Below are 24061 nucleotides of genomic sequence, written 5' to 3'. Positions count from 1 at the left end.
ATGCGGGGTCTTTCGCGCCGGGAGTTCGCGTTTCAGCGCGCCCTGACCAGGCTGGTGGGCGCGCCGTATCGATTTGGCGGGCGGAGCCGCGCGGGCATCGATTGTTCCAGCCTCATCGTCCGAGGCATCCGAGAAACACTCCGGGTCAATGTAGCTAAGTTACCGTGGATGACGGCTGATCAACTTGGCAAGGGATATCGGGGGATAACCCAGGCAACGCACGATCCGGATTCAGGCTGTCGATGCACGCTGGCTTTTTTCGACTGGGACGAAGATTCGATCTATGAGCACGCTGCAATTAGATTGCTCGACAATAGTTGGATGTGGGCTTCTTCATCCGTCGGCAAAGTTGTCCGGATCGATCCGTCTTCCGAAGTTATTTGGCGACGCCAATGGCGGGAGATCGAAGGCGCGCTAGACGGAAAGAGAAGTGCGCTTCGGGTCGTCGACTGGTCCGCTGTGCAGGCCTTCTAAATGCAAGCGGCGCCAGCCAAAATATGGGTATGGATGGACGTTTCCGGCGCCTGCAATCTTGCGTGCCGGGACTGCTACACAAAGCAAGCGCATGAGAATGCCGTGATGTCGCTGGCCGAGTTTCGAAAGGTGTTGGAACGGCTTTCGTCAGACTCCATTTCGATCGCGAAGCTGCATCTGAATTGGCGCGGTGAACCACTAACCAATAAGCGTCTTACGGAATTACTGAAGGCACGCCTGAGCGCGCTCCCACTCGTGCCGCTTGAGCTTCATACCAACGGCGCCTTGCTTAACGCTTCGATATGCGAAGGGATTGTCGAGCATAGCCGGCCGGACGATTTGTTCTACGTGTCCATCGATGGGGGCAACGCGACTGCGCACGAAGCCAATCGGGGTCCCGGAACCTGGGAGCCCGCATTGCGCGGGCTCAAGATGCTGTTGGATGCAAGAGACACGGCCGGGAGCACGACGCCTCAGATCGGCGTCTACGAGATCTATTACGGTGGTCGCTCGCCCTACGATCCCAGGCTTGTTTCCCTTGCTCGTCGCTGTGACGAATGGACTAGAGTCGCTCCCATCGGAGCCCGAGGTGAGGAGTCAGTGTTTGATGAAGGCGAGATTCCGAATGGTCCCTGCTTTTGGGCTGGCAATTCGCTTGCCATCACTGTCACAGGGAACGTCCATGTTTGCCTTCTCTCTTTCCGCTCGGAGGGTATCCTTGGCAATATCTTCAGGGATGACCTTGGTCTAATCTTGGAGAACGCTCGCCGATTCCGTAGCTCCCTCGCCACTTGCGGGCGCAGGGAGATTTCTCACTGCAGAAACTGTAAGAAGGCAGCAGGCGAAGCGGGAGGGCATCAAGTCTAATGTTCCCAATGACAGATGCGACTGAGCTGCCTTTCCGCCTCAAATCCGCGCGCGGGGGCCATATTTGGGATGATGATGGCAATAAGTACATCGACCTAACCTCCGGGTGGAATGTCGTCAACGCAGGATGGAATTGCGCGGAGATTCGCGACGAATGGTCTCGTTGCCTCTCCACAATGACTTTTCGTCCCTCTTGGTGTACTGACGATTACTTCGAGCGGCTTAAAGATATGTTCGGCGCCTTTGTGCCGGGCTATGTGGTGATCCCTGGTTGCTCGGGTGGGGACGGAATCGACAATGCGCTCAAAGTAGCGCGGCTGGTAACCGGCCGTCCGGGGGTCATTTCGTTCGCAGCGAGCTATCATGGCAGCAACACCGGCGCTGCCCTGGCCGGGGGCATTGCAGCGTCGCATCTCGATCCTCTAGATTTGGAACGCCACCGGGTGCTGATGCCCGCTCCCGGCAGCAGTCGGCTGACTGATATCGAGGACCTGATCCGCAAAGCTGAAGACGCCGGCGCGATTGTCTTCGAGACGGTGCTGACGAATGGTGGGTGTTACGTGGTCCCCGCGGAATTTCTATCCCTTATCAGTCGGCTCGCCGAGGAGCTTGGGATTCTCCTGATTTGCGATGAGGTTGGCACCGGCATAAACCGGACAGGGAGCCTCCTGTCTTGCCAACGTCGGGCGATCAAACCCGACATCGTTGTTTGCGGAAAGGCGCTCACAAACGGCCTCTACCCGCTCTCCCTGTGTCTTGTTTCCGCGGACCTCACTAGATTCCTCGAACCCGAGGCATTTGCCTCCACCTTCGCCGGCGCGCCAGCCGGCTCAGCCGCTGCGTTAGCGACGCTCCGCTACCATACGGACCGAGAACTGGGAGCTCTAGCTAAGCAAGCCGCAGCAGAACTCGAAAAGCGCCTTCTCGACAACATTTCCGGCCTCGGTTTCGCAACTGGCCTGCATGGTGAGGGCCTCGAACTTGCCCTGCATTTGAACTGGGCGCACGGTCGCGACGCGGGCATCACACCGTCGCACCTGCTACGTCGCCTGAGAAAGCGCGGGCTCTTTGCAACGCTTTCTCCCGGAGACTGCCACTTGATGCTCACGCCGCCCCTAAATTCAGAGCTAGCCAATCTCCTCACCGCAGCAGATCTGATTGCGGAAGTGATAGCGGTCTAACAGAACACGATCACGAACTCTAACCAGTCGGGGTCATTCGATGACGATCTTGGTGCCCTCCGCCAGGGGACAAAGATCCCAAATATGCCCCGGCTTATCCAGAAGCTCGGAATAGGAAGACTGCCACTGCCGATTTGGATCAGCTTCGCGATATTTGGCGTACCTCGCCCTTCGCATCGTGGCCGTGAGGCTGCCAAAATGCGCGATCCTCAGGCGCGTCCGTTTCCACGCGCATCGGTCTATTTGGACAGGCACCGGCTCGAAATGAAGGGTTCGTCTGGGGAGTGTGTAACCCTGACGATAGGCGAACATGCGATAGCCCCACAGCTTGTTTTTGTCGTAATGATTTTCGTCGCCGATCATCCGCAGCACTTCAAAGCCGTATGCAAGAGCCGGATTAGCCTCCGTATCGAGGAAGCGCCTTAACAAGGGTATGTCGGTCGCCGGAATGATCTCGTCGGCATCGATCCAGATGACCCATTGCGGCGAGAAATCCTCACACGCATCGAGCAATCGCTGACGGTTCGTGGAATCGTTCCAGCCGCGATAGCTTGGGCGAGGCTGATTGATGAGCAAAGCCTTCACCATTCCTTCGGCCGCCAACACCGAACGAGTGTCGTCAGTGCTACCGTCGTCAAGTGCAATCACGCCGGAACAGAAGGTTCTCACACTATCGAAATACCTTCGCAAAATGTGCCCGCCATTTCTCACAGGAAGAAGGCACATCAACTTTGAGATTGGTTCCGTTGAAACGTCGACGCCCATGTTGATCGCCTGGATCAGTTCGAACAGTAGCACGAAGTTGAGGCCAGAGGCACACTCAAAACCGGCGGATCGTTCCCTTGCATACAGAGCATTTCTTGGTGGAATACACGAACAACAGTCGGATTGCCCCCGACGACATTTCTTAGAATCGATTTCGCAAATGACACGATGAGCTATCGATTATTGAGCTCTCCAAGCACTCGAAAAGTTGGGCCATATCTGATTTCGATGCCACTCCCTAAAGCCGTAACAGTGAGCCTTAACGGTTTGACTTCCAAAACAGGAAAGCGGTCATCAATCCAACGGGACGCCTGTCGGTCAGGAATCAAGGGCCTGTTTGGACCGATCAAGCAGCCCCGCCCTAGTTTACAGGGGGAGCTCCTAGAGTTTGCATTTCGAGTAGGCAGTCCCGGCATATTCTCAGAGAGCACGGTTCCTTGCCATCCGCGCTCTCTCCGCCAGAATCCGATAGGTCTGCTGTTTTGGAGCACTCCCCCGCGTGGGTCGTTCACGTCGACCGAGCGGCGTCTGATGGCAATAATTCCGAAGATGCACAGGTGTGGTAGCAACTTTTCGCAACCTTGCGTTTTGTTGCATTTTGTTGCGCTCCAACGAACAGCGGACTCTCTGCTGCCGGTGTTGGTTCGCTGGCTGGGCGTGGTCACAAGCAAGACAACGTGTGTTTCGTGATCGTGGATCTGGATCAGGTTCCATCCGCCAGTAGCGGAGCTCTGTGGGGCGCATCCGGGGCGCCGGATTCATTGCGAAAAAGCCGGCGCGACTTGGCAGTTGACTTGCGAAGCCTCCATTGTTTGCGGCATGTGCGATAGCGATCGTAACCCGAAGGGCCGAGACACCCATAGGGTGGCTCGGTGAGGAGCGAAGCGACGAGTAGAGCGCGGGCCGAAGGCATCGCCCGTATGCCATCAGCACGCAACTACTCCGCCGCGAACTCTTGCCCGCGGAAGTGAGCGAGGGTCGCTTTAGTAGCGAACCCGAAAGTCTTAACATCATGATCGTCTTCAACGTTTCGAATGCAAGCCGAATGTCCGTCACAGGACGCAAGCGAACCTGGAGCTGACGGCTGGCGACAACGATCCGGCCTTATGGCCGAGCCACCGCAAGCGGCCAAGACACGGTTTAAGCGCGGTGTTGTGCTGCGCGAGGACGGTCGGATCTTCGGTGGAGACGACCTGACGATCGGCTCACGATCGAGCAAGTGAGTCATCGTCAAACTTCCGAGTCAACCGCTTACCAAGTCGGATTCGCGTACAGTCGCAACAAGTTGCTAACTTTCGCGATTGGGACGACCGGCTCTACAAGAGTTCGAGACATGAAAGGTGTCAAACCGTGGAGTTCGCGAGCGGGGCCGTTAGGCCCGGCGAGCCCGTGACGCGGACGCGCGTCATCGCCGCCGATCCGGCTTGCCGGATCGGCGGCGCGAATTCTTTCGGCTCGTGAAGCCGCGTAACTTAACTCCAGTTACGCGGCCAATGTTCTTAGACTACACGCTCCATCAGACGCCTTGCTTTTCCTTCCAACTCGAGGCGAGCATCTTGGTGCGGCTTTACGCGGGCGAATGCGGTAATCCCCTGCACGAAATCGAAGATGCTATCGGGCTTGCGGTTGTCTTCGCCAAGGACGGTTTCGATGATTTTCGAGGTCTCGGTCTTGGAGAATCCGTTCTTGCGCAGGAATGCTTCGCGGTCCTCGTCCGTGCGAGCGACGATCCGTTCGCGAGCCGCCTTGATGCCGGCGACGAAGGGGGCAGGCGAGGAATTGGCAAAGCGCGTCAACGCGGGCGCGGCCTCCTGTGCGAAGCGCTGCGCGGCGAACTTCGAATGACGGATGGTAATCTGCTCAAAGTTCTCTACGCCCCAGAGATTGCGGTTCATGCAGACCGCGCGCAGATAAAAGCTGGCGATGCCAAGGGTCTTGCTGCCGACTTCACTGTTCCAGCAATAAAATCCCCGGAAATACAAGTCCGGCGATCCATCCGGCAACTTCCCGGCTTCGATGGGATTGGTATCGTCTACCAGAAACAGGAACACATCGCGGTCACTGGCATAGAGCGTCGTCGTGTCTTTGGTCACGTCCACGAAGGGATTGTGTGTCATGGTGGCCCAATCCAGAACGCCCGGCACTTTCCAGCGCGTATCGCCCGTGCCGTTGCCGGCGATCTTCATGACGGCGTCCACAAGCTCATGATCCCAGATGCGCCCGTATTCGGGGCCAGTCACCGCGCGGAGCTCGACGCGCCCGTTATCGGCCTCCAATATCTTCACCAGCTCTGCGCGATGCGAGATCAGGCCGTGCTGCAAGTTGATGGCCGATAGCGCTGCGGGAAGCTGCCGCAGATAGGACGAAGGCGCGCCGATCAGCGTGCACAACTGGCCAAAGCTCCAATGCGTCGGCGCGACGGGCCCGTCACGCCCCGGCACAAGCAATGCCAATCGCTCCGCATCATCCCGGTTTGCCTCCACCCGGATCGCCCGGCTTTCGACGGTGCGCGCCTGCGCGCGTTCAGCCCGGCCACGGACGGCCTCATACAGATCCGACAGGTTCAAATAGCGCTCGTCATCCGGTCGGGCAAACCATTCCGACGACACGCGCCCGATCCGTTGGCCGCGCGACACATCCACTCGAAAGCCGCTCGGTGCTGGCCGTTCGCTTTGCTGCAAAGTCATCATGTTCATCTCGCTACTCCTATGGGCTGAGGTTGAAGCGCAGCGCTGCGCTGCAACCCTGCCCGTCGGCGAGACCTGGGGTAGCAAGGGCAAGGGCGGCCGGATGCGGAGGGGGATCACCCGCCCGAAGGGGCGCCGCGTGCGGCGCATCTGCACGCGCCGCGATGAAAGTCGCGATCCAAGGCGCGGAAGATCGGGGATACCGTTCCGGCCGGCACGGCGTGCCGTGCTTCACCCTTGCCGGCGCGAGGGCGGAGCCCTTAGCAGTCCACTTCCAAGAGAGATTGCGCTTCCTTGATATGCATCAGCGGCAGAATCAAAAAAGGCCCCGCCTCGAAGAGGCGGGGCCGACGATGCCCTGGCATCAGTCGCCGCTACGGCGAGACCAGATCAGAGCGAATTCGTCACCATCATCGATCTTGACAAGCGATGCGTAGATCGCACCAGGCAGCGAGGGATCATCGATCTTGCAACTGAGGTAGCTGCGGTCGCTATCGCGTGCGACCTTTTTCCATGCCGCCCCACACTCGACCCCGCCCGCGACGATGCGGTAGTCGGGTGCCTTGTCGTTGCCGGTCTCGGAGTTGGTAACCAGCTTTGCTTTCAGGCTGAGCGTGAGGGTCTTGATGGATCCGACATAGCCGGTTTCCGATGTAGTAAAGGTGCCAATCTGAGGCATGATAGTCTCTGTTTGTTACTCGGGCCGCGACCATCGCCGCCTCGATGACGGTCGTTAGCCCGGGGAGCGATCGGCCCGCAGCCATCGGGCCCGCAGCGCATGCGAAGGACTGCGTCAGCCTGCTTTTTTGTCTTCGCGCGAGGAATGCCGCCACTTCGCGGCAGGGGAAAAAAGCAGGCGTAGCAGTTGCGGGAAGGCGATCGAGGCGTAGCCGGCCCCCGGGCTTGATCCGCTCATTCGAGGAGGCGCAGGACGCGAGCCGTCAAGAGGCAAACGAAGACAATCATGACGCGTGGCAGTGCTTTTCATGAGGATTTGATCGGCTTTGGTGGAAGCGCGCAAGACGCACGAAGCTCAGCCGCGAGGCTGGCAATCCGAGGCAGAGGGTGGCGCAATTTCGCGGTTTGGTGGTGATCGAAGGGCCGTGGGCATTGGCCGCTGTCGCGATGGTCGAGATATCCTCAGTTCATGCATGATCGACATTTCGCTTCCGCGGATAGTCCAATCGTCGAACGTGCTGGTGATATGAGTTACCCGGCGAACTGCGCGACTGACCTCGATGAGGCTTGTGCAGCCTGTGGTGGGCCGTTGGCCTCCTGAGCGGGATCATTGCATCCATGAAACCGCCGCGCGCCGGTACGGCGCGCGGCAAAATTTCTGACGCTTGGCCGGGGCCGCATCGGCGGCCCCGGCGTTGGTCTATTCGGCGGCATCCTGCACGATTTCGCTGTCTGGCGGAACGTTTGTTACGCCTCTGACGTCAGGCGACGGTTTTGCCGTTCTGAGCAGGATGGGTAGCCAGCCGGTCGTTGCCAGCAACTGCTCGGCTGCTTCCGCCATGTCGGGCTTCTTCATATCCACCATACGTTCGGCCGCCTCACCACTCACGCCTTCGCTGACTGCCTCCAGAATGCGCGCCTTGGTGATGCGGCCAAGATAGCTGCGTACGGTCGGCCGCCAGTATCCGGTCATGTCGAGGGAGACGGCTTCCGCCAGTTGGTCGGCCGTTACCAACGCGCGGGGCCGCCGCTCCGATGGGAGTATGACCGCGTTGACGGTCAGCGCGACACAATGCGCAAACAGGCCCATGCGACTGTCGTGATCAAGCTCGGCCACGAAGGTCCACAGTTCCGTGACGTCACGCGGCATCTGCCGTGCCCAATTGGCGTGACGATCCGCCCAAGCCTTGCCGGGGGGAGTATCCTCGATGCCCTCTGCATGCGCTGCGAGATCGGTCTTGACCGGCCGGATGCCGACGACATGCGCATCCGCACCGAGATAAAAGATTTGGGCCGCGAGCGCATGCATGACCGCTACGATGGCGACTTCGGGCTGTTCGCTCAGATTGAGGCGCAGCCCCAAGGTACGATGTGCGGTGATGTCACGGACGAGAGCGTCGGACAAAGGCCGGTCGTCGGCCTCCTCGCTGGCGACCTCTGCTCCCGCTGCGTTATCCTGCATGGATTGGCCGTCTGCATCATGGCTCCCGTTCCTCGACCGATCGCGGCTCTCCTGCTCAGCTTCGGACTGCGGTTTTTCATCGCCCGAGCGGACGAAGCCGCGTTCGATTCTTATGGTGCCGTCGTGATTGAGGATCACAAAGGCTCCACTGCGCGCGATGTCGTCAGGATCGTAGGCCTGCCGCTTCGCCTCCAGCCGTTCGATTTCAGCTTCAAGCTCGCCGAACTGCGCGTCTACGTCGTCGGACAGTTCATCGACAGTTTGATACTGTTCGGTCAGTTGGTCGATTTGGCTCTGGGCCACCTTCAGAGCGCGCTCGTCTTTTGCCGAGAGTTCGACGGAATGCGGATAAATCCGCCGCATGCCGTGGGCGTGCGGGAAATCAAGCTGGGCTTCGGTCCATTTCCAGCCCTCGGCCTCCCGCAACCGGTCGGCCTCGCTGCCGAGCTTTGCCGTGACCAAGCCGTTGAGCAAGGCAACATCTTCCAGATAACCGCCGCGATCCTCGGTGAAGAGATCACGCAGGACCGTGCCGCCCGCTTCCGTATAGGCCTCGATCCCGACGAAGCGGGCGCGGCGGTCGGTGGCGGGGACGTGAGTTTCGGTGAGCAGGCGGCGGATCGTGCTGGCGTCCCGATTGTAGGATAGCCGCTCGTAGACGGCTTCCTGCCGGACATGATCATCAGTGATGGCAAAGGCCGCCAGTTGGTCAAGGCACAATTCACCATCGCGATAAGCCTGCATCAACTTCGGCGAGATCGCACCCAACCGCAGGCGTTGGTGCACCACGTTCGGCGTTACGCCGAAACGGGCGGCGATTTCTTCGGCACCAAACCCGCGTTCGTCTGCCAGCTTCTTGAAGGCCTCGAACTGATCGGCCGGGTGCATGTCCTCCCGGGTGACGTTTTCGTCAAGGCTGATTTCGAAGGCGTCGTTCACGGTATCAACGATGCAGCGGATCGGCTCGGTCTTCTTGATCTCCTTCCGCTTCATCCGCAAGAGCTGCGCCAGCCGCCGCCCCTCGCCGATCGTCACGAAATAAAATCCGGTTGCGACACCTTCCGCATCAAACTCAGGTTCGACGACAAGATTTTGTAGAATGCCCTTGGCGGCGATGCTCGACGCATAGCCCTCGATTGCCGCTTCGCTGTGTGGCGTCTTGCGTGCGTTCCTCGGGGATTTCTTGAGCTTGCTCAGCGGGATGAAAATTTCACTACCGCTCGCGATGATGGTTTTGACTGGCTTGGCCGACATAATGATCTCCGTTTTGCACAGGGGTGCAGAGCGCGCATTCCGCGCCTGCACCCTGCCCGTCGGCGAGACCTGGGTAGCAAGTGCCAGGGCGAACCGGGCGGTGGGGGATCGCCCGCCCCTTAGGGCCGCTCTCTGGAAGCGGGTCTGCACAAGCGAATGGGCAGGCCCGCGATGGTTCGTCGTCTGCGGACAGCGCGGAAGACCGGGGAGACCGCCCGGGTCGGCGCCGGCGTGAGCCGGCGCTTCACCCTGGCGCGCGTGAGGGGCGGAGCCCATTAGTCAGTTCGAAACGAGACAGTCGTCTTGATGGAAATGAAGTCATCGTCCGACAGGACCAGCAAGAGAGGCAGCCGCAAGAGCGTCAGCATAGCGCCGCCCCTTGGCGGGACGCGGGACCGACTGCAGTGCCGAGACCGGTTAAGAAGGCACCCGCAGGAGGGTCAGCATAGCGCCGACGCGGAACGCGGCGGGACCCGGGACCGAGTGCCTCCGGCGAGGGACACCATATGCAACCTGAGACATCTGCCGCAGATGGCAAACCAAGTCGCGTGCAACGGTGGGGGCAACACCATTGTGGAACGCAGATCGCACCAGCCCGATGACAATCGACCTGCATCGAGCAGTGCTCGGCGATGACTTCTGTCATTTCGTCATTGCGTCGGATCACGTTCGGCCCGGCAAAGAGGCCGGTGGGAATTGGCGCAACCAGGGCGGGTCCTGCGCGTTCGCGAATTTCTCGGGCAACGAGGAGCCTTTGCGGATCGCAACCGCATGGTTCGACGAAATGACAAAATGCCAAAATTCGTCAGCCGGTATCCCGACCTCCAATATCCCTTTGAACCCTGCACGACCGGGCGGTCTCGCAATCCGCGTGCGAGATAGCGCCAGTTCTGACGAAGAGCCCGCATGCTCCCGGCTGACACAAGGCCGGATTTGTCGGACGAGGATGAGCACAATCACATGGCGACCGGGTGATCGGTTCGGCCTTCGATGCTGTTCGTAGGTATTTTTGTCATTTCGTCATTCTGTCAGGCCCCGGCTCTCTGGGTGGCCTCGTGCCCTTACCGCATCCCGAGTATTGTCATTTTGTCATTTCGTCGGGCTGTCACCCTGACAGCCCTATTTGGAAGTCCAGGCGCGATCGTGCCGCTGGAGCGCGGGACATTGGATCTTGTGGGGGGTCACGGGACTCATCGGGTTTAAGTCGCCTGTAGATCAGATGCCGCCCACACGACGTGGGCCTCAAACGGAAGGCATCATCATGGCGAAGAAGCGTACCACGACCAAGGCGGAGGCCGATACTCCGCCGAACGGAGATGCGATCGGCACGAACTGGTCCGTGGCCGATCTGACGTTTATGCAGCCGCAGTCGACGCCGGCTCCGGTGTTCCCGCTGCAGCACCTCACCCCGGCCATCGAGGCGCTGGTCCACGGTTTCACGGATACGCAGCATCTGAGCGCCGCCTACGTGGGCCCCACCGTGCTCGCCACCGTCTCCGGCGCGATTGGCAATCGCTGGCGGATCGGACTGACGTCGGCGAAGACCGAGCCGCTCGCCTTGTTCGCGGCGATGGTCGGCCGGCCCGGCTCCGGCCGCAGCACCGTGATCGAGATCGCCCAGGACGCGCTTCAGCATGCCGAAACTGCGATCATGGGCGATGGCGCGAACACGCAGCACTCCTCGGCAGGCTCGCAGGAGATCGCGGCGCATCAGGCGCGGCAGACCTCAAGCGCGATGAAGCGCATCTTGCGCAGCGGCGCCGTCCCGGCGGATCTGGATGAGGACGCCGCCGCTTCCGGGCCTCCGCTGGTCCTGTGCGATGCGACGGGCGCGGGCTTCATCGACGAGCTGCAGCACGACGCGCGCGGCCGCACGCTGCTGTCGGCCGAATTCCGCGGCGTGCTCAAGGGGCTGATGGCCGGCCAGGGGCATCGCGGCCGCACGATCCTGCTGCAGGCTTTCGACGGGCCGCGCTACCCGGTCAAGTTGAAGACCGGGTTCATCGTGGTGCCGGCGCTGCTGCTGACCGTTCTGGCCGCGCTCCACCCGCAGTCGATCGGTCACATCACGCAAGGGGATGGGCTGTGTGCCCGCTTCCTGTGGAGCTATCCCGATGTGACGCCCATCCACGAGCTGCCCAGCGAGGCTGGCCCCGTGGATCTCCTGCGCAAGCTGGCGGTCGACCTGGTCCGCTCGGGCGGCAGCGACTCGACTGGCCAGTATTTCGACACGATCGCGATGTCGGACGAGGCGCGCACGGTGCTCGACCGCGCCAGCCGCACCTTCACCGCTGGCATCGACGATCTCGGCGATCGCCTGCATGATGTCTACGTCCGTGCCGCCCAGCAGGCACGGCGTATCAGCGCGGTGTTCGCGGTCACTGAGGCGGTCAGCAAGGGCCAGCAGCCGATTGCGGTCTCCGGCGAGGATGCGGAGCGCGCTGTCGGCTTGATGGCCGAATTCTTCCTGCCGATGGCCGAGCGCACGCTCACGGTGACGCGAGAGAAGGAAGAGGCCCCCACCACCCAGCTCGCCCGGCACCTGCGCCGGCTGGGCAAGGCGACGATCAACTCCCGCGAGGACATCCTGCGTGGGCGCGGATCGCCGCTGCGCGATGCCGGTGCGATCCAGGATGCATTGCGCGAGCTGCAGCTGCGCGGCCTCCTCCAGCCGGCGGAGCGGGGCGGCCTGGGCCGGCCCGCACAGAATTGGCTCGTGCACCCGGCCTTGCTGACGGCGTAGCCGAGAAGCGGCGATGGGGAGCACCCATCGCCGCTTCCCGCCTCGGCTAAGATCATTCGACGACGCGATCCAATCCAGCCAGCACGAAGGACGCAGAGAACTATCGGTCTTCGCGGCATGCATGCCGAATCTGATCCGTTCATTTCGAAAGACGAAGCAGCACGGCGCCCACGTCCATCTGGCAGAGAGATTGTCGCGTTGCCTCCTAGCGGCATCGATCAGCTGCACAGGCGATGACAATTGCTCTCACACGCAGCTTTGACGGTGTCACACGGGCGCACCGACCTTGCGATTACAATCCCTAGCAACACATCTTCCACATGGATATTGGCAAGCATATTCAGGCGATCGTCGAAAAACTCGGAGCCGGTGCGGAGCGCATCCCGCTGCGGCGAGCGGTGCGGTCTTGCTTGACGGATTTCGACGCCTTGCGCGGCCGCGGCCTGACCTGGGGGCAGATCGCCACGCGCCTGACCCAAGCCGGCGCTCGCGACAAATCTGGTCGGGCCATCGCCGCGCACAACCTGCGGACCGAGTACGCTCGACTTGCCGCCGAGCCAGACGCTCATGAGGTGAACGGACGCGTGACGACGCACCGCCTCCTCGAACTCGAGCACGAGCCCGGCCGCACACCAATCATTAAGAGCGCTGGTGTCACAGTTCCCGCACGATCGCCGGCTTCGTCATCGAGCCGGCTCGCTGAAATTCTGAAGACGCGCCCGCGTCCGCTTGACCTGGATGATCAATGAAGCTGGCAAAGCCTGCCTCCGCTACCAGAGCAAGGCAACGCGATCGCGTCTCGGCCGAGCTCCTGGGGCTTGCACTAAACTTCTACCGAGGCGAGCAGGCCGTCGAACCGCTATTGTCGGCCATGGATTTCGTGGCGGCATGCGACACCTTTGCCGCGGATGTACCGTACTGGCTCGACGATCTGCCAGAACATTCCGAAAAACAGAGGGGTAAGGGACGTGTTCAGCGCTATCCGTCAAAGCGGCGAAAGGACCTGATCGCAGAGCTTCATCAGTTCGCTGATTTCTTGAATGCAAATGTCGATCGACCCGCAGGGCCGGTCCTCAGGATCGGGCCGCTGAAAGGCCGCCGCAACCTCAGCAAGTACGCTTGCGAGGAGTTACTCAGCGATCGAATCCGACCGCTCCGGGTTCCAGATAAAAACCTGGACGCCAATTGGAATCCGCGCGAGCTCCTTCCAACGGACATTGATCTCATCAAGCGCGCCTTCACCGCCGCTGAAGGCACGACAGTCAAGTCTTACCGGCTCATCCTGCCTGAACCGCGAAACCTATTGGCGGGCGTCATTCAGGAGCTTTCGCACAGGTCACAAGATTGCACGCAAAGCCTCCCGATCCGGGATTTCGTTGAGATTCTCGGGCCTGAGGCCAATCTGAACCTGGGCCGCCGGGCTCGCATTGTTGCTTTCCAGCTTCAAAGTGCGACCGAGATGTGGGGAAGCAAGGAGAAGGATTCCCAACGCAACCGAACCGTGACCGATTTTGACAAGAGGCCACCGGTCTATCAATGGATCGCTGAGGCTCTCGAAATCGGCGCCAAAACCATGAGAGAGCCGACAGGTGTGCGGGTGCGACTCCTGGCCGGCGACAAGAGCAGCGACTCATTCGAAGACAGGTTTGCGGGATTCATCCGCGCCGCGATGAAGCTTATGCCAGAATTCGCGCTGAGATGTGGTGTCGGGAACTTCGACCCTTTGGTCGGAACCGACGGCACATGGACCGTCAAGCGCAAGCGAGCGGACGGCACAGGCGCTCGTGTTGCGAGGCGCGATGTTGCTCTTGAAGTCGCATATGACTTCGCAACGAGAATCGTGAGGCATCGCGAGCAGATCGTCATTCTCGGTGACTACGTCGAGACCCTCAGTCGATGGAACCTTCGCTTGGCCGCGTTAGCGCGGTCCAACCCGAAGCTGGTCGAGGATCGAGATTACTTCCAGAAATTTGCAAGGAATGCAGCGGCGGTCTGGCGCAAGGATTGCGAAGACGAGTATCGCAGAGGCATATTTTATTCGTCCGACGCAAAGTACCGCGGAAATAACCAGCTGGCAGCGATGTTGGACATCGACATTCTGCGCTCGCGCTATCCTCTCGGAAAAGGCGCGTCGCAATATGCCGATGTAGACAGCACGAGACTGCTGAAATTGCTCAGCCCTCTTCATTCGAACGAGGAGATTCATGCCCGGCTGGGCAGGATCTTCAAGCTTCTCGATCGGATGGACGGCGCTCGAAGCGAGCGAAAACCTCGACGCGACATATGATCGAACAGTACTTTGCTGATCCAGCCGACCGCTGGATCGAAACCTGAAAACGCTTTCGACGCACTTGCTCGTGTCGAATGCGTTACAACTTGGCGCGCGTTCGGCAGAGCCTCTCATGTTTGCGGTCCAAATCGACTGATCACAAATCCCTTCGCAAGGGCCGAGGGCTCGCCAGCCTTGCAAGGATTCGTGGTCTGTGCCGCGCGACCAGACGCGCTCTCCCACTCAAAGCGCAGCCCTTCGAATGTGGGGGGTCACGGGACCCATCGGTACGCCAAGCCTGATTCTTTCGCAGTTCCTTCAACCAGGAAAGAGGACTGCTATGAACGATCAGGATCGCAAGGAAAAGCGCCTGCAGCGCAAGGCTGTAAGGCTCGTCAAGGACGCGCGTAAGGCCGAAGAGCGGGCCAGGACCGGTCCCATCATTCACCTCGTCATCGGCCCCAAGGGTGGAATCGGAAAGTCGACTCTGGTGCGGCTGCTGATCGACAAGCATCGCCTGACGGGCGGCGGCGTCCGCATCGTCCAGGTGGATCGCACCGCTCTCCTGCCCAGGCTCTACGCCGATCTGGTGTCGGTCGTTCATCTGCCCGGCACAGAGGAGATGCGGAGCGATCCGCTGGCCGCGATGACCGCGATGGAACCGCTGTCGGCCGCGATCGACGCCTCGCTCGCAGACGGAGTGCCGGTCGTCGTCGATGTCGGCGGCGGGCCGTCGGCCGCAGCGACGGTCGAGTACATCGGCAAGGCCCGGCTGGATGCGCACCTGCGCAACAATGGCGTGCAGGTCGTGGTCTGGCTGGTGTTTGTGGCCGATTTCGCGGCGATGGGCCAGAGCGCCGCCCTCGGCAAGGCGCTCGCGATCGCATGCCCCTCGGCAGAGATCGTCGCCGTCCTGAACGAGCGCAGCGGCCGATTCAAGTTCTTTCCGGGCTCTTCCTCCGACGACGTCTGGCGCGAAGCGGTGGCGCCCTTCCTGGAAGGCCGCCGTATCCTGCAGATGCCGGCGGCCGCGGCCGGCGCGCTCGTGCCGTTCGAACAGCTCGGCATGACGTTCCTCGACATCATCCACGCCGATGACACCGACATCGCCCAGCGGCTCAACGTGTCGCGCGCGATTGCCGCGGTCCTGCAGGGCGACGTCGCGAGCTGGCTCGAGATCATGTGGGGTGGCATCGAGGCGCTGGCGACCGCTGATCAGGGAGGCCACGATGCCTGATCAGGTTAACGACCAGCAACAGCAGCCCCGTCCCGAAGAGGATTTCGATGCCTGGCTGCGCCGCCTGCGCGAGTTGCGCGTGCGCGGGGAAGCCGGGCGCCGCGCAATCGTCGAGCGGTTGGCCACGATGCCCTTCCATCAGCTCCGGCGTGTGCCCGGCTGGGTGATCGCGCGGCTCGGCCCGCGCGGGATGGCCCTCTTGGCCGAACGCTCGCGGATCATCCGTGTTCAGGGGGGCGGCTCGCCCGTCCCCCAAGAACCCGCTCGCCCGGTCCGCACCGCGCGCAATATGTCCGAAGAGAGCGTGTCGTGGTTGACCCGACTCCGCCAGCGCCAGCCCTTGTGGTGGGAATGCGCGCGCGAGACGTCTATCGCTGCGGTGATCGGCGGCCTCCTCATCGTGTCGGCCCCGCTCGTCCAGCGTGTCCTGCCCGAGCTGACGGCTCAGCCGTCGACGCCGCGCGTCTGCAGCAGGCTCGACGCCTGGACCGGCGATTGCACCTACGTCATCGGTTCGACGGGCCTGAGCCTGTCGGTGGCCGCCGACAAGCTCCGTTTGCCGCTCGCGGTTCTGGCCGCGGCAAACCCTTCGTTCGACTCCAGCATCCTCTTGCCCCAAGGCGCGCGCCTCTACGTCCCGCGCCGCTCTGGCATCAACCTCAGGTGACCTGCATCATGATGAAGCCTCATCCGACCGAACCGTTCCCCTCGCTCGCCAGCGCGCGCCTCTTTGGCGGCATGACGTTCCTCGCTGTGCTGCTGTCGATGAGCATCGCCTTCTGCACGCTGATCCCGCCCCTCATGTGGTGGCATCCATCCGATGCGGCAGTTACCGTGCACCTCTCCGACCTCTGGTCGTTCATCCAGCAGGCCAAGATGCCTCATCTGGAGACGAGCGGGATCGGCGAGCTCGCGACGTATCCGTTGCGCCTCGTGGCCGCCCTCATCGACGCCATGCCGCCGGGCGATCTCGTCATGCCCTTCGTTCTCCGGCTTGCAGTGGCCTGCGCAATCGGAGTTGCCGCGGCGCGAACGGTATTTCGACGCGTGCGTGACGCCAGCCCAAAACGTATCGCAGCGCTTCACGTCAATGGGCCACGGCCGCTGTGGAGTCCGTCAGGCGCCGGCTATCTGAACGCGACCTTCCACCCGCTGCGTCGGCAAACCGGCGCGGGCGTCTTCCTGGCTCCGGGAACGCGCTTGCCTATCGTCACTGAGAAGGAGGGTATCCTGCTGATGGGGCCACCCGGGTCGGGCAAGTCCGTGATTGCGGAGGGTCTGATGAATCAGGCCCTGGGGCGTCGCGATCGGGTACTGGCCCTCGACGTGAAGGGGCAGCTAGCCGCCCGGTTTGCGCGATACCGGCCGCTCGTCTTCGACCTCGCGGGAGCAAATTCGGTGGTGTGGGCGATCGGCCGAGACCTGCTGGATGATGCCGACGCCGATGAATTCGCGGCAAGCCTGATCCCGGATTCCCGGGATCCGGTCTGGGCTGAGGGATCGCGACTGATCCTCAGCGCGATCATCCAGCTCCTGCAATCCGAGCGCGGCCAACGGTGGGGCTGGCGTGATCTGCACGACATGCTGTCAAAGCCGCCGGGCGAACTGGAGCCCATGATCCGCAAAATCGCTCCTGATGTCGCCGGCATGATCATGACGCGCGGCGAGGAGCCGGCGAATTTTATCTTATCCCTCCAATTCAACCTGATTGCCCATGTTGGCGCCACCGCCCGCCGCTTCGCCAAGTTGGAGCAGGATGGGGCACGGCCTCGATCGTTGCGTGCCTGGGCCGTTGCCGGACAGTGGCGCCGGCCGATCATCCTGCGCTACGACCTCCAGCGGCGCGACCGCTCAGCAGCTTTCGTCAAGCTCGTGCTGCGCATCTTGGCTGGGACCATTTTGGGAGGCGACGTCCAAGACGAGCATGACTGGCGCATCTGGCTATTCCTGGACGAGGTCACGCGGATCGGTATCGACAAGAGCCCAGCCATCACGGATCTGGCGGCGCTGGGGCGATCGCGCGGTGTGCGGACGATTGTCACAGCCCAAAGCCCGGCGCAGCTCAGGGAATCGGAAGCGTTCCGGGAAAACTTCGGGCTGCAGATCATCTGCGGTCTGGCGCCCGGGGGAAGCGCTCAGCGCGTCGCCAAGGAGTGGGTCGCGCAGCGGACGGTTCGCGATGCCGCCGTCCCCGCGCACGCCGACCAGCGTCAGCAGGAGTGGACCATTCCGCCGATTACGGTCTCCGAATATCAGTCCGATCTCGGCCTGAAATTTGACCTGTGGGGACGTCCCTTCATCCGGGCCGTCGTGCTCGGCCTCGCTGACATTCCCATCGTCGATTGGCCCTTGCATCGCTGGCTCCCGCGCAAAACGCGGGCCTGAATAGTCAATCGAGAGCCGCCTCCGGGCGGCTCTCATTTTTTGAGCTTGCGGATTTTGTGGGGGGTCACGGGACCGATCGGTGCGCGATCTCCGGAATGCTTCCTCCATCATGGTTGCATCGCTCCAAATCGGCACCGCCTCGACGTACTACGCCCGGGATTATTATCACGGCGGCGAACGGCAGATCGCGGCAACATGGTTCGCGCGTGGCTCGCAGTTTGGCCTGACGCACGGTGGGGCCGTCGATATCGAGCGTTTTGCTCAGCTCCACGCGGGCCTCGACCAGGAGGGGCGCTGGCTGCTGACGACGGGCAGCCGCAAGGTTGAAGGCGTCGACTTCACCTTTTCGCCGTCCAAAAGCGTGAGCCTCGTCTATGCGCTCACGACGAATCTGGAGCTTCGCCAGGCCGTCCTCGACGCCCACCTGACCGGCGTCCACCGCGCGTTGGAGATTCTGGAGGACGAAGCGACTTACGCGCGCCGAGGCCGCGACGGGCTCCACCGCCAGCACGTCAGACTGACGGGCGCGCTGTTTACCCACGATACGGCGCGGCCGGCGCCCCACCTGGATGGATCGGTCTTTTCGGACCCCCAGCTCCACACCCATTCCGTCGTGTTCAACCTGGCCATGCGGGACGATGCCTCCATTGGGTGCATCGACACGCGTCTGGGACAGATCAAGACCTGCCTGGGATCGATCCATGCAGCCCATACCGCCTACGAACTGCGCAAGCTCGGCTTCGTCATTCGGGAGATCGGAAAGCACGGCACCTTCGAGGTGGGTTTTGATCCCGAAATCCGAAAATTCTTCTCCAGCCGCAGGAATCAGATCGAAGACGAGCTCGCCGAGAGCGGCCAGGATTCCGCCGCCGCACCTGCAATAGCTGCGGCAGCCACGCTGTCGACGCGTCGCAGCAAGCAGCGCGATGATGGCACCGATCGCTTCGAACTCTGGCAGGGCAAGGCCGCCGACCTAGGGCTCGTCCCCGGGCTCTGCGTCGAGAATCTGCGGATGGCCCCGAACCTCGACCGCGGCGGCCGGGATGAGACGTTCGAAGCCGCGTTTGCGAAAATTCCCGAGCAGCTCACGGAGCATGAGGCGACGTTTTCGCGGATCGATGTGATCCGAGCTGTCGCGACCGCCCACGTTGGGACCGCGACCGATCCCGCGCATCTTATGCAACGCGTCGATAACCTCATCGCGAGCGGCCGGATCGTCGAAATCAGAAAGGATCAACTCAAGGAGCCTGTCTATTCGACCCCGGAAATGGTCCGCCTGGAACGTGAGACGATTGATCTCGCAAAGCAGCTTGCGAATCGGCGCTGGTCTGGCCCTGATCTTGTCGCGCTGAACGAGAAGGCGGTCGCGGTCGGCCTGTCGAGCGAACAGATTGCCGCCGTCAACACGCTGGCTGAAGGGCGCGCCCTGACGCTTCTCCAAGGCAAAGCCGGCTCGGCAAAGACGTATTCACTTAAACCGCTGGTCGGCCAGTTGAAGGAGGACGGATATCGCGTGATTGCGGCAGCCGCCTCCTGGCGCACCGCCGAGATGCTCGCGCAGGAATTGCAGGTCGAAGCGCGTGCCATAGATTCCTGGTTGGCCATTGCACGAACCGGCGGCCGCTTTCTCGACCCAAAGACCGTGCTCATAGTCGATGAAGTCGGGCTGCTTGGAGCAAGGGCGACTCACGCCATCCTCAGGGAAGCCCTGAGCGACGCGGCGACTTGCGAGCGGACACCGGTCGGTCCGATTACCGGACAAGTGAAGCTGGTGCTCTGCGGCGACCCGAGCCAGCTCAAGCCGATCGCGGCGTCGGCCGGCCTTGAGCTCGTCCGCCTCGCAACCGAAGCGGCGGTACTGCAGAAGATCGTCCGGCAGCGTGATCCGAAGATGCGCCGCGCGGTGGAGCACCTTGCACACCGCCGGGTCGACAAGGCCTTCAAGATTCTGGAGAGGGAAGACTGCATCGTCGAGACCGAGGGTCACAAATCGACCATCTCGACTGCCGTGGACAGATGGTTTGGCGCCCGGCAGGAGCGGCCCGGCAAGGATCATCTGCTGATCGCCCGCTCCAACGCCACCGTGCGTGGCCTCAATGCCGAAATTCGCAAGCGGCTTCGCGCTACCGGCGATATCCAGGGGCGGGACGTATCGGTCACGGCGTCGTCAGCATCGGGCGATCCCTATGTCTTGCGCCTCGCTGTCGGAGACCGGATCAGGTTCGGTCGCCGGGCCGAATTGGCCGGCCATCGGATCATCAACGGCACCTGTGGCAAGATTGAGCATCTTGAGCAGGACGGCCGCGACCACGCCAACATCACCGCGCGCATCGGTCGTCACCGCGTCTCCTCTCGACGAGGGCGGTCGCCGACGAGCACGGCCACGCACGTCTCGCTCACGACTACGCAACGACGGTCTACCAATCACAGGGGCTGACTGCCGAGACCTGCACGGCTGTGATCGATGCCCATTACGTGCGGAATTCGCTCTATGTGGCCGCCAGCAGGGCCCGTGGACCCTTGTCGCTCGTCGTTAATGTCGCCGAGGTCAATTCGCATGTCAGAGCCGCGCGGTCGCGAGAGACTAGGCAGAACGACGTTACTGCCGAGGAGCGCCGAGCCCTCCTGCTGAAATTGCTCTCTCGCGAGAGCATCAAGACGAGCACGATCGAGCCGTCCGAACTGGCGGATGCCGCCGCAGTCGTCGCTCGCGATCGCCAGCATCGCAAGAAGCGTGAGCTCGGCCATGAGCTCTAATCGCTCTCCAGCGAAGCCGCGGCCCTCCGATCCGGAATTCTGGACCGTGGAGAACGAATTGCCCGATCCGATCCCGGTCTCGAAGGCCGAGCTGGACGCAATCGAGCGATATTTCGGCGACCTGCTCGACGCGGTCTTCGATCCCAAACCCCACACGATGCCGGCGGTGACCACGACACATCGAAAAGGAGAGAAGCGATGACCACCCATCCGTTCTACGAGCCCCGCATCTTGAAAATGGACTTGGAGAAATACGCCGACATCGCCGTCGACGGCGGTGTCTGGCTGGTTGGCGAGGTCCTGGCGCAGGGCCCCTCGACCAACGGTGAATTCACGCCCGATACCCGCTACGTCTACAAGCCCCGGTATCGGGAGGCGGCGATCATCGAGCTTCGTGCAATCAACGAGGAGCTGCGCCACCAGATCTTCATCCAGGGCTTTCTCCGGCTGCCGGATAATGGCGTGCAGGCAACGTTCCAGGGCCTGTGTGTGACGCACACCGAGATGCTGCACGAGGCGTTCCGCATCGAATGGACGCGTCGCCACGGCAAGATGATCGATGTGAGCAAGATGCGCAGCGCCGCTGCGATTGAATTGCTTCACAAGCTCGCACCGCCCCGCTAGACTCGATCCATGACTTGAGGCAGGGGCAATATTCTCGTGGCACGCAAACATCTTCACGCATTGGAAACGCCCTCGACGAACGGAGTCAAGGCGACGCGAAACGTGCTCATCTATGTGCGCGTATCGACTGATGCTCAGGCCCAGAATGCCCTCAGCCTGATGGATCAGGAGAACCAACTGGTCGCTCGCTGCAAGCGCGACGGCGAGAACGTCGTCGGCATTTTCCGCGACGAGGGTGAGACGGCCACGAATATGAAGCGGCCGGCGTTCGAACAGATGATCGCGCGCGCGACCGACGGCACGCGATCGGTCGACGCCATTCTCGTCTATTCGTTTTCGCGCGCGTTCAGAAACCAGTTCGAGCAGGAGCTCACCGTCCGCGCTCTGCGCAAGCACAAAGTTGAACTGATTTCATTCGCCGAGCCATTGACCAATGATGCGAGCGGAGATCTGTTCAGGAAGTTCATCGGTATCGTCAACGAATTCCAGTCCGCGGAAACGTCACGCGCGACAACGCGCACCATGAAAGAGAACGCGCGCCGTGGATTCTCCAACGGTGGCATCATTCCATTCGGATACAAGTCCGTCGATGCCGAGATCATCGGAAACAAGCAGAAGAAAAAGCTCGCGATCGAACCGGTCGAGGCCGAGATCGTCGTTCGCGCCTTCGATCTCGCCCGGAACGGCGATGGAAACTCCGGCCCGCTCGGCACGAAAAAGATCGCGATCTGGTTGAACGAGCGCGGCTTCCGTTCGAGGAACGGCTCGTTGTTCGGCACCGGAACCATCCACGAGATTCTCACGCGCGACGCCTATACAGGGGTTCGCCGTTTCAATGAGTTCAACCGCAAGGGCGATGGCGAACGCAAGGACGTCGCCGAAATCGTCGAATATGATGTGCCGACGATCATCGATCGTGCCTTGTTCGACGAAGTCCAGGCCCTTCTGGTTGCGCGGCAGCCGCGAGCCAAAGGGCCGCGTCTGACCTCGGCGCCCTCCTTGCTCGGTGGCCTGGTGCGCTGCGACTGTGAAGTATCTTGCGCGTTGACGACCGCGACGGGCACCTCCAGGACCGGAAAGATCTACGCCTACTACAAGTGCATCCAGGCCACCAAGCAGGGGCGCCACAAGCAGGGCGACGGGACGAGCTGCGTCAACCGAAAGGTCCCCCGTCCGGTCATCGAGAAGCTGGTTGTTGAGGCTTTGACCGATCAGTTGCTACAGCCGGACCGGGTGACTTCGATCCTGCTCGCCCTGAAAGCCCGCCGCGACGAACGGCAGGCTTCCGCCGACCGCCGGATCGTCGATCTCGCCCGCCAGGCTTCCGAGGCCGAAGAGCGGTTGGGGCGCCTCTACGCGGCGATCGAGGCGGGTACCGTTGACGGCACTGACCCGACCCTCAAAGAGCGCGTTGCGGCTCTGAAAGCCTCCCGCGACAGAGCGGTTGAAGCGCTGGATTATGCGAAGAAGTCGAGCGGAGCGCCCATCGAGATTGACCCCGTCGCTGTCGATCGGTTCACCCGCCTAATGCGCGAACAGCTCACTTCCGGCGATGTCGCCGCGCGGAAAGCCTATCTTTCGAGCATGGTGGACGCGATCATCGTGTCCGAAGACAAGATCCAGATCGTCGGTTCAAACGACAACATCCGGTCCACCTTTGGACCGGACGGGCAACCGACGCCTCGGGTTCGTAAATCTGTTCAGGAATGGTGCCCAGGGGCGGGATCGAACCACCGACACTGCGATTTTCAGTCGCATGCTCTACCAACTGAGCTACCTGGGCGTGCTCCAAGAGAGGCCAAAGCCCATTGAGCGGGCGGTTTATAGTGGGCTGAGAGCGGCCTGTCCACCCGGCTTTGCCAAGTGGCTTCGCCGGGCGCGGCCCGGCTGTGCACAAGGTGGGGCGGGCATGCCGCGGCGCGTGCGGGGCGCGGCGGACGCTCCGGCAAATTATTGATATTGCTTATTATTCTTCGCCTTCCGCCTCGTCGTCCCGGCCGGGGATGACGTAGGAGCCCTTCAGCCATCGGTTCAGGTCGACGTCGCGGCAGCGCGACGAGCAGAACGGACGGGTGCCCTCGGACTGCGGCTTGCCGCAGATCGCGCAGGTTTTGAGAGGGCCGGCGGGAGTTTTGACGGAGTTATCCATGATGGCGGCAGCTTACACGAGGTGAGGGAGTTCAAGAGCCTGTCGGCAAACCGGTTCCTGCGGCATCGGCGCATGCAGCCCCGCCGGGGTCGGAGGTCCCATTCTACTGTGCATGGGGTTGTTTTCGAGATTTTTATCGGCGCGCTAGATGGCGGTGGCGTTGAGCCAGCCGAAGCGGATCGGAAAGCCTTCGCCGCCGAGCAGCGTGGTGGTCTCGTAGAGCGGCAGGCCGACCACGTTGGTGTAGGACCCCACCATCTTCACCACGAAGGAGCCGGCGATGCCCTGCACGGCGTAGCCGCCGGCTTTGCCGCGCCATTCGCCGGAGCCGATATAGGCCTGGATGTCGTCCTCCGAGAGGCGCTTGAAGCGGACGCGGGTCTCGACCAGACGCTGCCGGAAGGCCTCGCGCGGCGTGACCAGACAGATCGCGGTGTAGACGCGGTGGTTGCGGCCCGACAGCAGCCGCAGGCACTGCGCGGCCTCGTCCACCAGGTTGGCCTTGGGCAGGATGCGGCGGCCGACCGCC

At 61.9% G+C, this 24061-nt stretch carries 18 protein-coding genes, 1 tRNA gene and 2 pseudogenes; 14 read left to right on the top strand and 7 right to left on the bottom strand.

Translation table 11 applies throughout. From position 1 onward, the window contains the following. From PMI42_RS13470 to PMI42_RS13460, 3 genes are read left to right on the top strand one after another with little or no spacing between them, the layout of a single operon-like run. On the top strand, window positions 1-474 hold the full coding sequence (locus PMI42_RS13470; protein WP_035965573.1) for an NlpC/P60 family protein: 474 nt from the start codon (window positions 1-3) through the stop codon (window positions 472-474). After that, the gene (locus PMI42_RS40760) at window positions 475-1341 is read left to right on the top strand and encodes a radical SAM protein (RefSeq protein ID WP_008134901.1); all 867 of its coding nucleotides are present in this window, start codon (window positions 475-477) and stop codon (window positions 1339-1341) included. An 8-nt stretch (window positions 1342-1349) separates the two neighbouring features. Beyond that, window positions 1350-2522 carry an aminotransferase class III-fold pyridoxal phosphate-dependent enzyme gene (locus PMI42_RS13460; RefSeq protein WP_157195745.1) on the top strand — a complete coding sequence of 391 codons (1173 nt, stop codon included), beginning with the start codon at window positions 1350-1352 and terminating at the stop codon, window positions 2520-2522. 33 nt (window positions 2523-2555) lie between these two features. On the opposite strand, the gene PMI42_RS13455 is transcribed toward PMI42_RS13460, so the two are convergent. From PMI42_RS13455 to PMI42_RS13440, 4 genes are all read right to left on the bottom strand, one after another. Next, window positions 2556-3320 (bottom strand): glycosyltransferase family 2 protein, encoded by a 765-nt coding sequence (locus PMI42_RS13455; RefSeq protein ID WP_035965572.1) that lies wholly within the window; start codon window positions 3318-3320, stop codon window positions 2556-2558. A gap of 1466 nt (window positions 3321-4786) precedes the next feature. Beyond that, window positions 4787-5983 carry a hypothetical protein gene (locus tag PMI42_RS13450; RefSeq protein ID WP_008134896.1) on the bottom strand — a complete coding sequence of 399 codons (1197 nt, stop codon included), beginning with the start codon at window positions 5981-5983 and terminating at the stop codon, window positions 4787-4789. Between the two features lie 355 nt (window positions 5984-6338). Next, complete coding sequence (locus PMI42_RS13445) at window positions 6339-6653, bottom strand: DUF736 domain-containing protein (RefSeq protein ID WP_008134894.1); 315 nt, start codon at window positions 6651-6653, stop codon at window positions 6339-6341. 699 nt (window positions 6654-7352) lie between these two features. Then, complete coding sequence (locus PMI42_RS13440) at window positions 7353-9368, bottom strand: ParB/RepB/Spo0J family partition protein (protein ID WP_008134893.1); 2016 nt, start codon at window positions 9366-9368, stop codon at window positions 7353-7355. 1261 nt (window positions 9369-10629) lie between these two features. On the opposite strand from PMI42_RS13440, the gene PMI42_RS13435 reads away from it, so the two are divergent. The 11 genes and pseudogenes from PMI42_RS13435 to PMI42_RS40750 all read left to right on the top strand — a co-directional run. Continuing rightward, on the top strand, window positions 10630-12111 hold the full coding sequence (locus PMI42_RS13435; RefSeq protein WP_008134892.1) for a DUF3987 domain-containing protein: 1482 nt from the start codon (window positions 10630-10632) through the stop codon (window positions 12109-12111). Between the two features lie 320 nt (window positions 12112-12431). Further along, window positions 12432-12860, top strand: coding sequence for a hypothetical protein (locus tag PMI42_RS13430; protein WP_035965570.1), 429 nt, complete (start codon window positions 12432-12434; stop codon window positions 12858-12860). Next, window positions 12857-14398 (top strand): hypothetical protein, encoded by a 1542-nt coding sequence (locus tag PMI42_RS13425; protein WP_008134891.1) that lies wholly within the window; start codon window positions 12857-12859, stop codon window positions 14396-14398. The genes PMI42_RS13430 and PMI42_RS13425 overlap by 4 nt, the downstream gene beginning before the upstream one ends. 322 nt (window positions 14399-14720) lie before the next feature. Continuing rightward, entirely contained in the window at window positions 14721-15617 is an 897-nt protein-coding gene (locus PMI42_RS13420) for a hypothetical protein (protein WP_008134888.1), read from the top strand. Further along, the gene (locus PMI42_RS39125) at window positions 15610-16284 is read left to right on the top strand and encodes a hypothetical protein (protein WP_008134887.1); all 675 of its coding nucleotides are present in this window, start codon (window positions 15610-15612) and stop codon (window positions 16282-16284) included. The genes PMI42_RS13420 and PMI42_RS39125 overlap by 8 nt, the downstream gene beginning before the upstream one ends. Before the next feature lie 8 nt (window positions 16285-16292). Then, window positions 16293-18002 carry a type IV secretion system DNA-binding domain-containing protein gene (locus PMI42_RS13410; RefSeq protein WP_008134885.1) on the top strand — a complete coding sequence of 570 codons (1710 nt, stop codon included), beginning with the start codon at window positions 16293-16295 and terminating at the stop codon, window positions 18000-18002. Window positions 18003-18111: 109 nt separating this feature from the next. Continuing rightward, window positions 18112-20439: a MobF family relaxase gene (gene mobF, locus PMI42_RS13405; protein WP_008134883.1), complete on the top strand. Its 2328-nt coding sequence runs from the start codon at window positions 18112-18114 to the stop codon at window positions 20437-20439. Beyond that, a pseudogene (locus PMI42_RS40755) lies at window positions 20418-20759 on the top strand (hypothetical protein); the annotation flags it as partial. The gene mobF and the pseudogene PMI42_RS40755, both read left to right, overlap by 22 nt. Further along, window positions 20749-20961, top strand: a complete 213-nt coding sequence (locus PMI42_RS13395; protein WP_008134880.1) for a hypothetical protein — start codon at window positions 20749-20751, stop codon at window positions 20959-20961. The pseudogene PMI42_RS40755 and the gene PMI42_RS13395, both read left to right, overlap by 11 nt. Then, entirely contained in the window at window positions 20958-21383 is a 426-nt protein-coding gene (locus PMI42_RS13390) for a hypothetical protein (RefSeq protein WP_008134878.1), read from the top strand. The genes PMI42_RS13395 and PMI42_RS13390 overlap by 4 nt, the downstream gene beginning before the upstream one ends. Window positions 21384-21542: 159 nt before the next feature. Next, window positions 21543-22529: pseudogene (locus PMI42_RS40750) on the top strand (recombinase family protein); the annotation flags it as partial. 561 nt (window positions 22530-23090) lie between these two features. Here PMI42_RS40750 and PMI42_RS13380 read toward each other — a convergent pair. From PMI42_RS13380 to PMI42_RS13370, 3 genes are all read right to left on the bottom strand, one after another. Next, window positions 23091-23166 (bottom strand) — tRNA-Phe (locus tag PMI42_RS13380). Window positions 23167-23349: 183 nt separating this feature from the next. Then, on the bottom strand, window positions 23350-23532 hold the full coding sequence (gene yacG / locus PMI42_RS13375; protein WP_008134877.1) for a DNA gyrase inhibitor YacG: 183 nt from the start codon (window positions 23530-23532) through the stop codon (window positions 23350-23352). 144 nt (window positions 23533-23676) lie between these two features. Further along, on the bottom strand, window positions 23677-24061 hold a 385-nt coding region (locus PMI42_RS13370), incomplete at its 5' end, for a Maf family protein (RefSeq protein ID WP_008134876.1).

This window comes from Bradyrhizobium sp. YR681 (assembly GCF_000282615.1).
In the GTDB taxonomy this organism is placed as follows: Bacteria; Pseudomonadota; Alphaproteobacteria; order Rhizobiales; family Xanthobacteraceae; genus Bradyrhizobium.
Note: the sequence above shows the minus strand (reverse complement) of the source record. Positions and strands in the feature narration are given on the sequence as shown.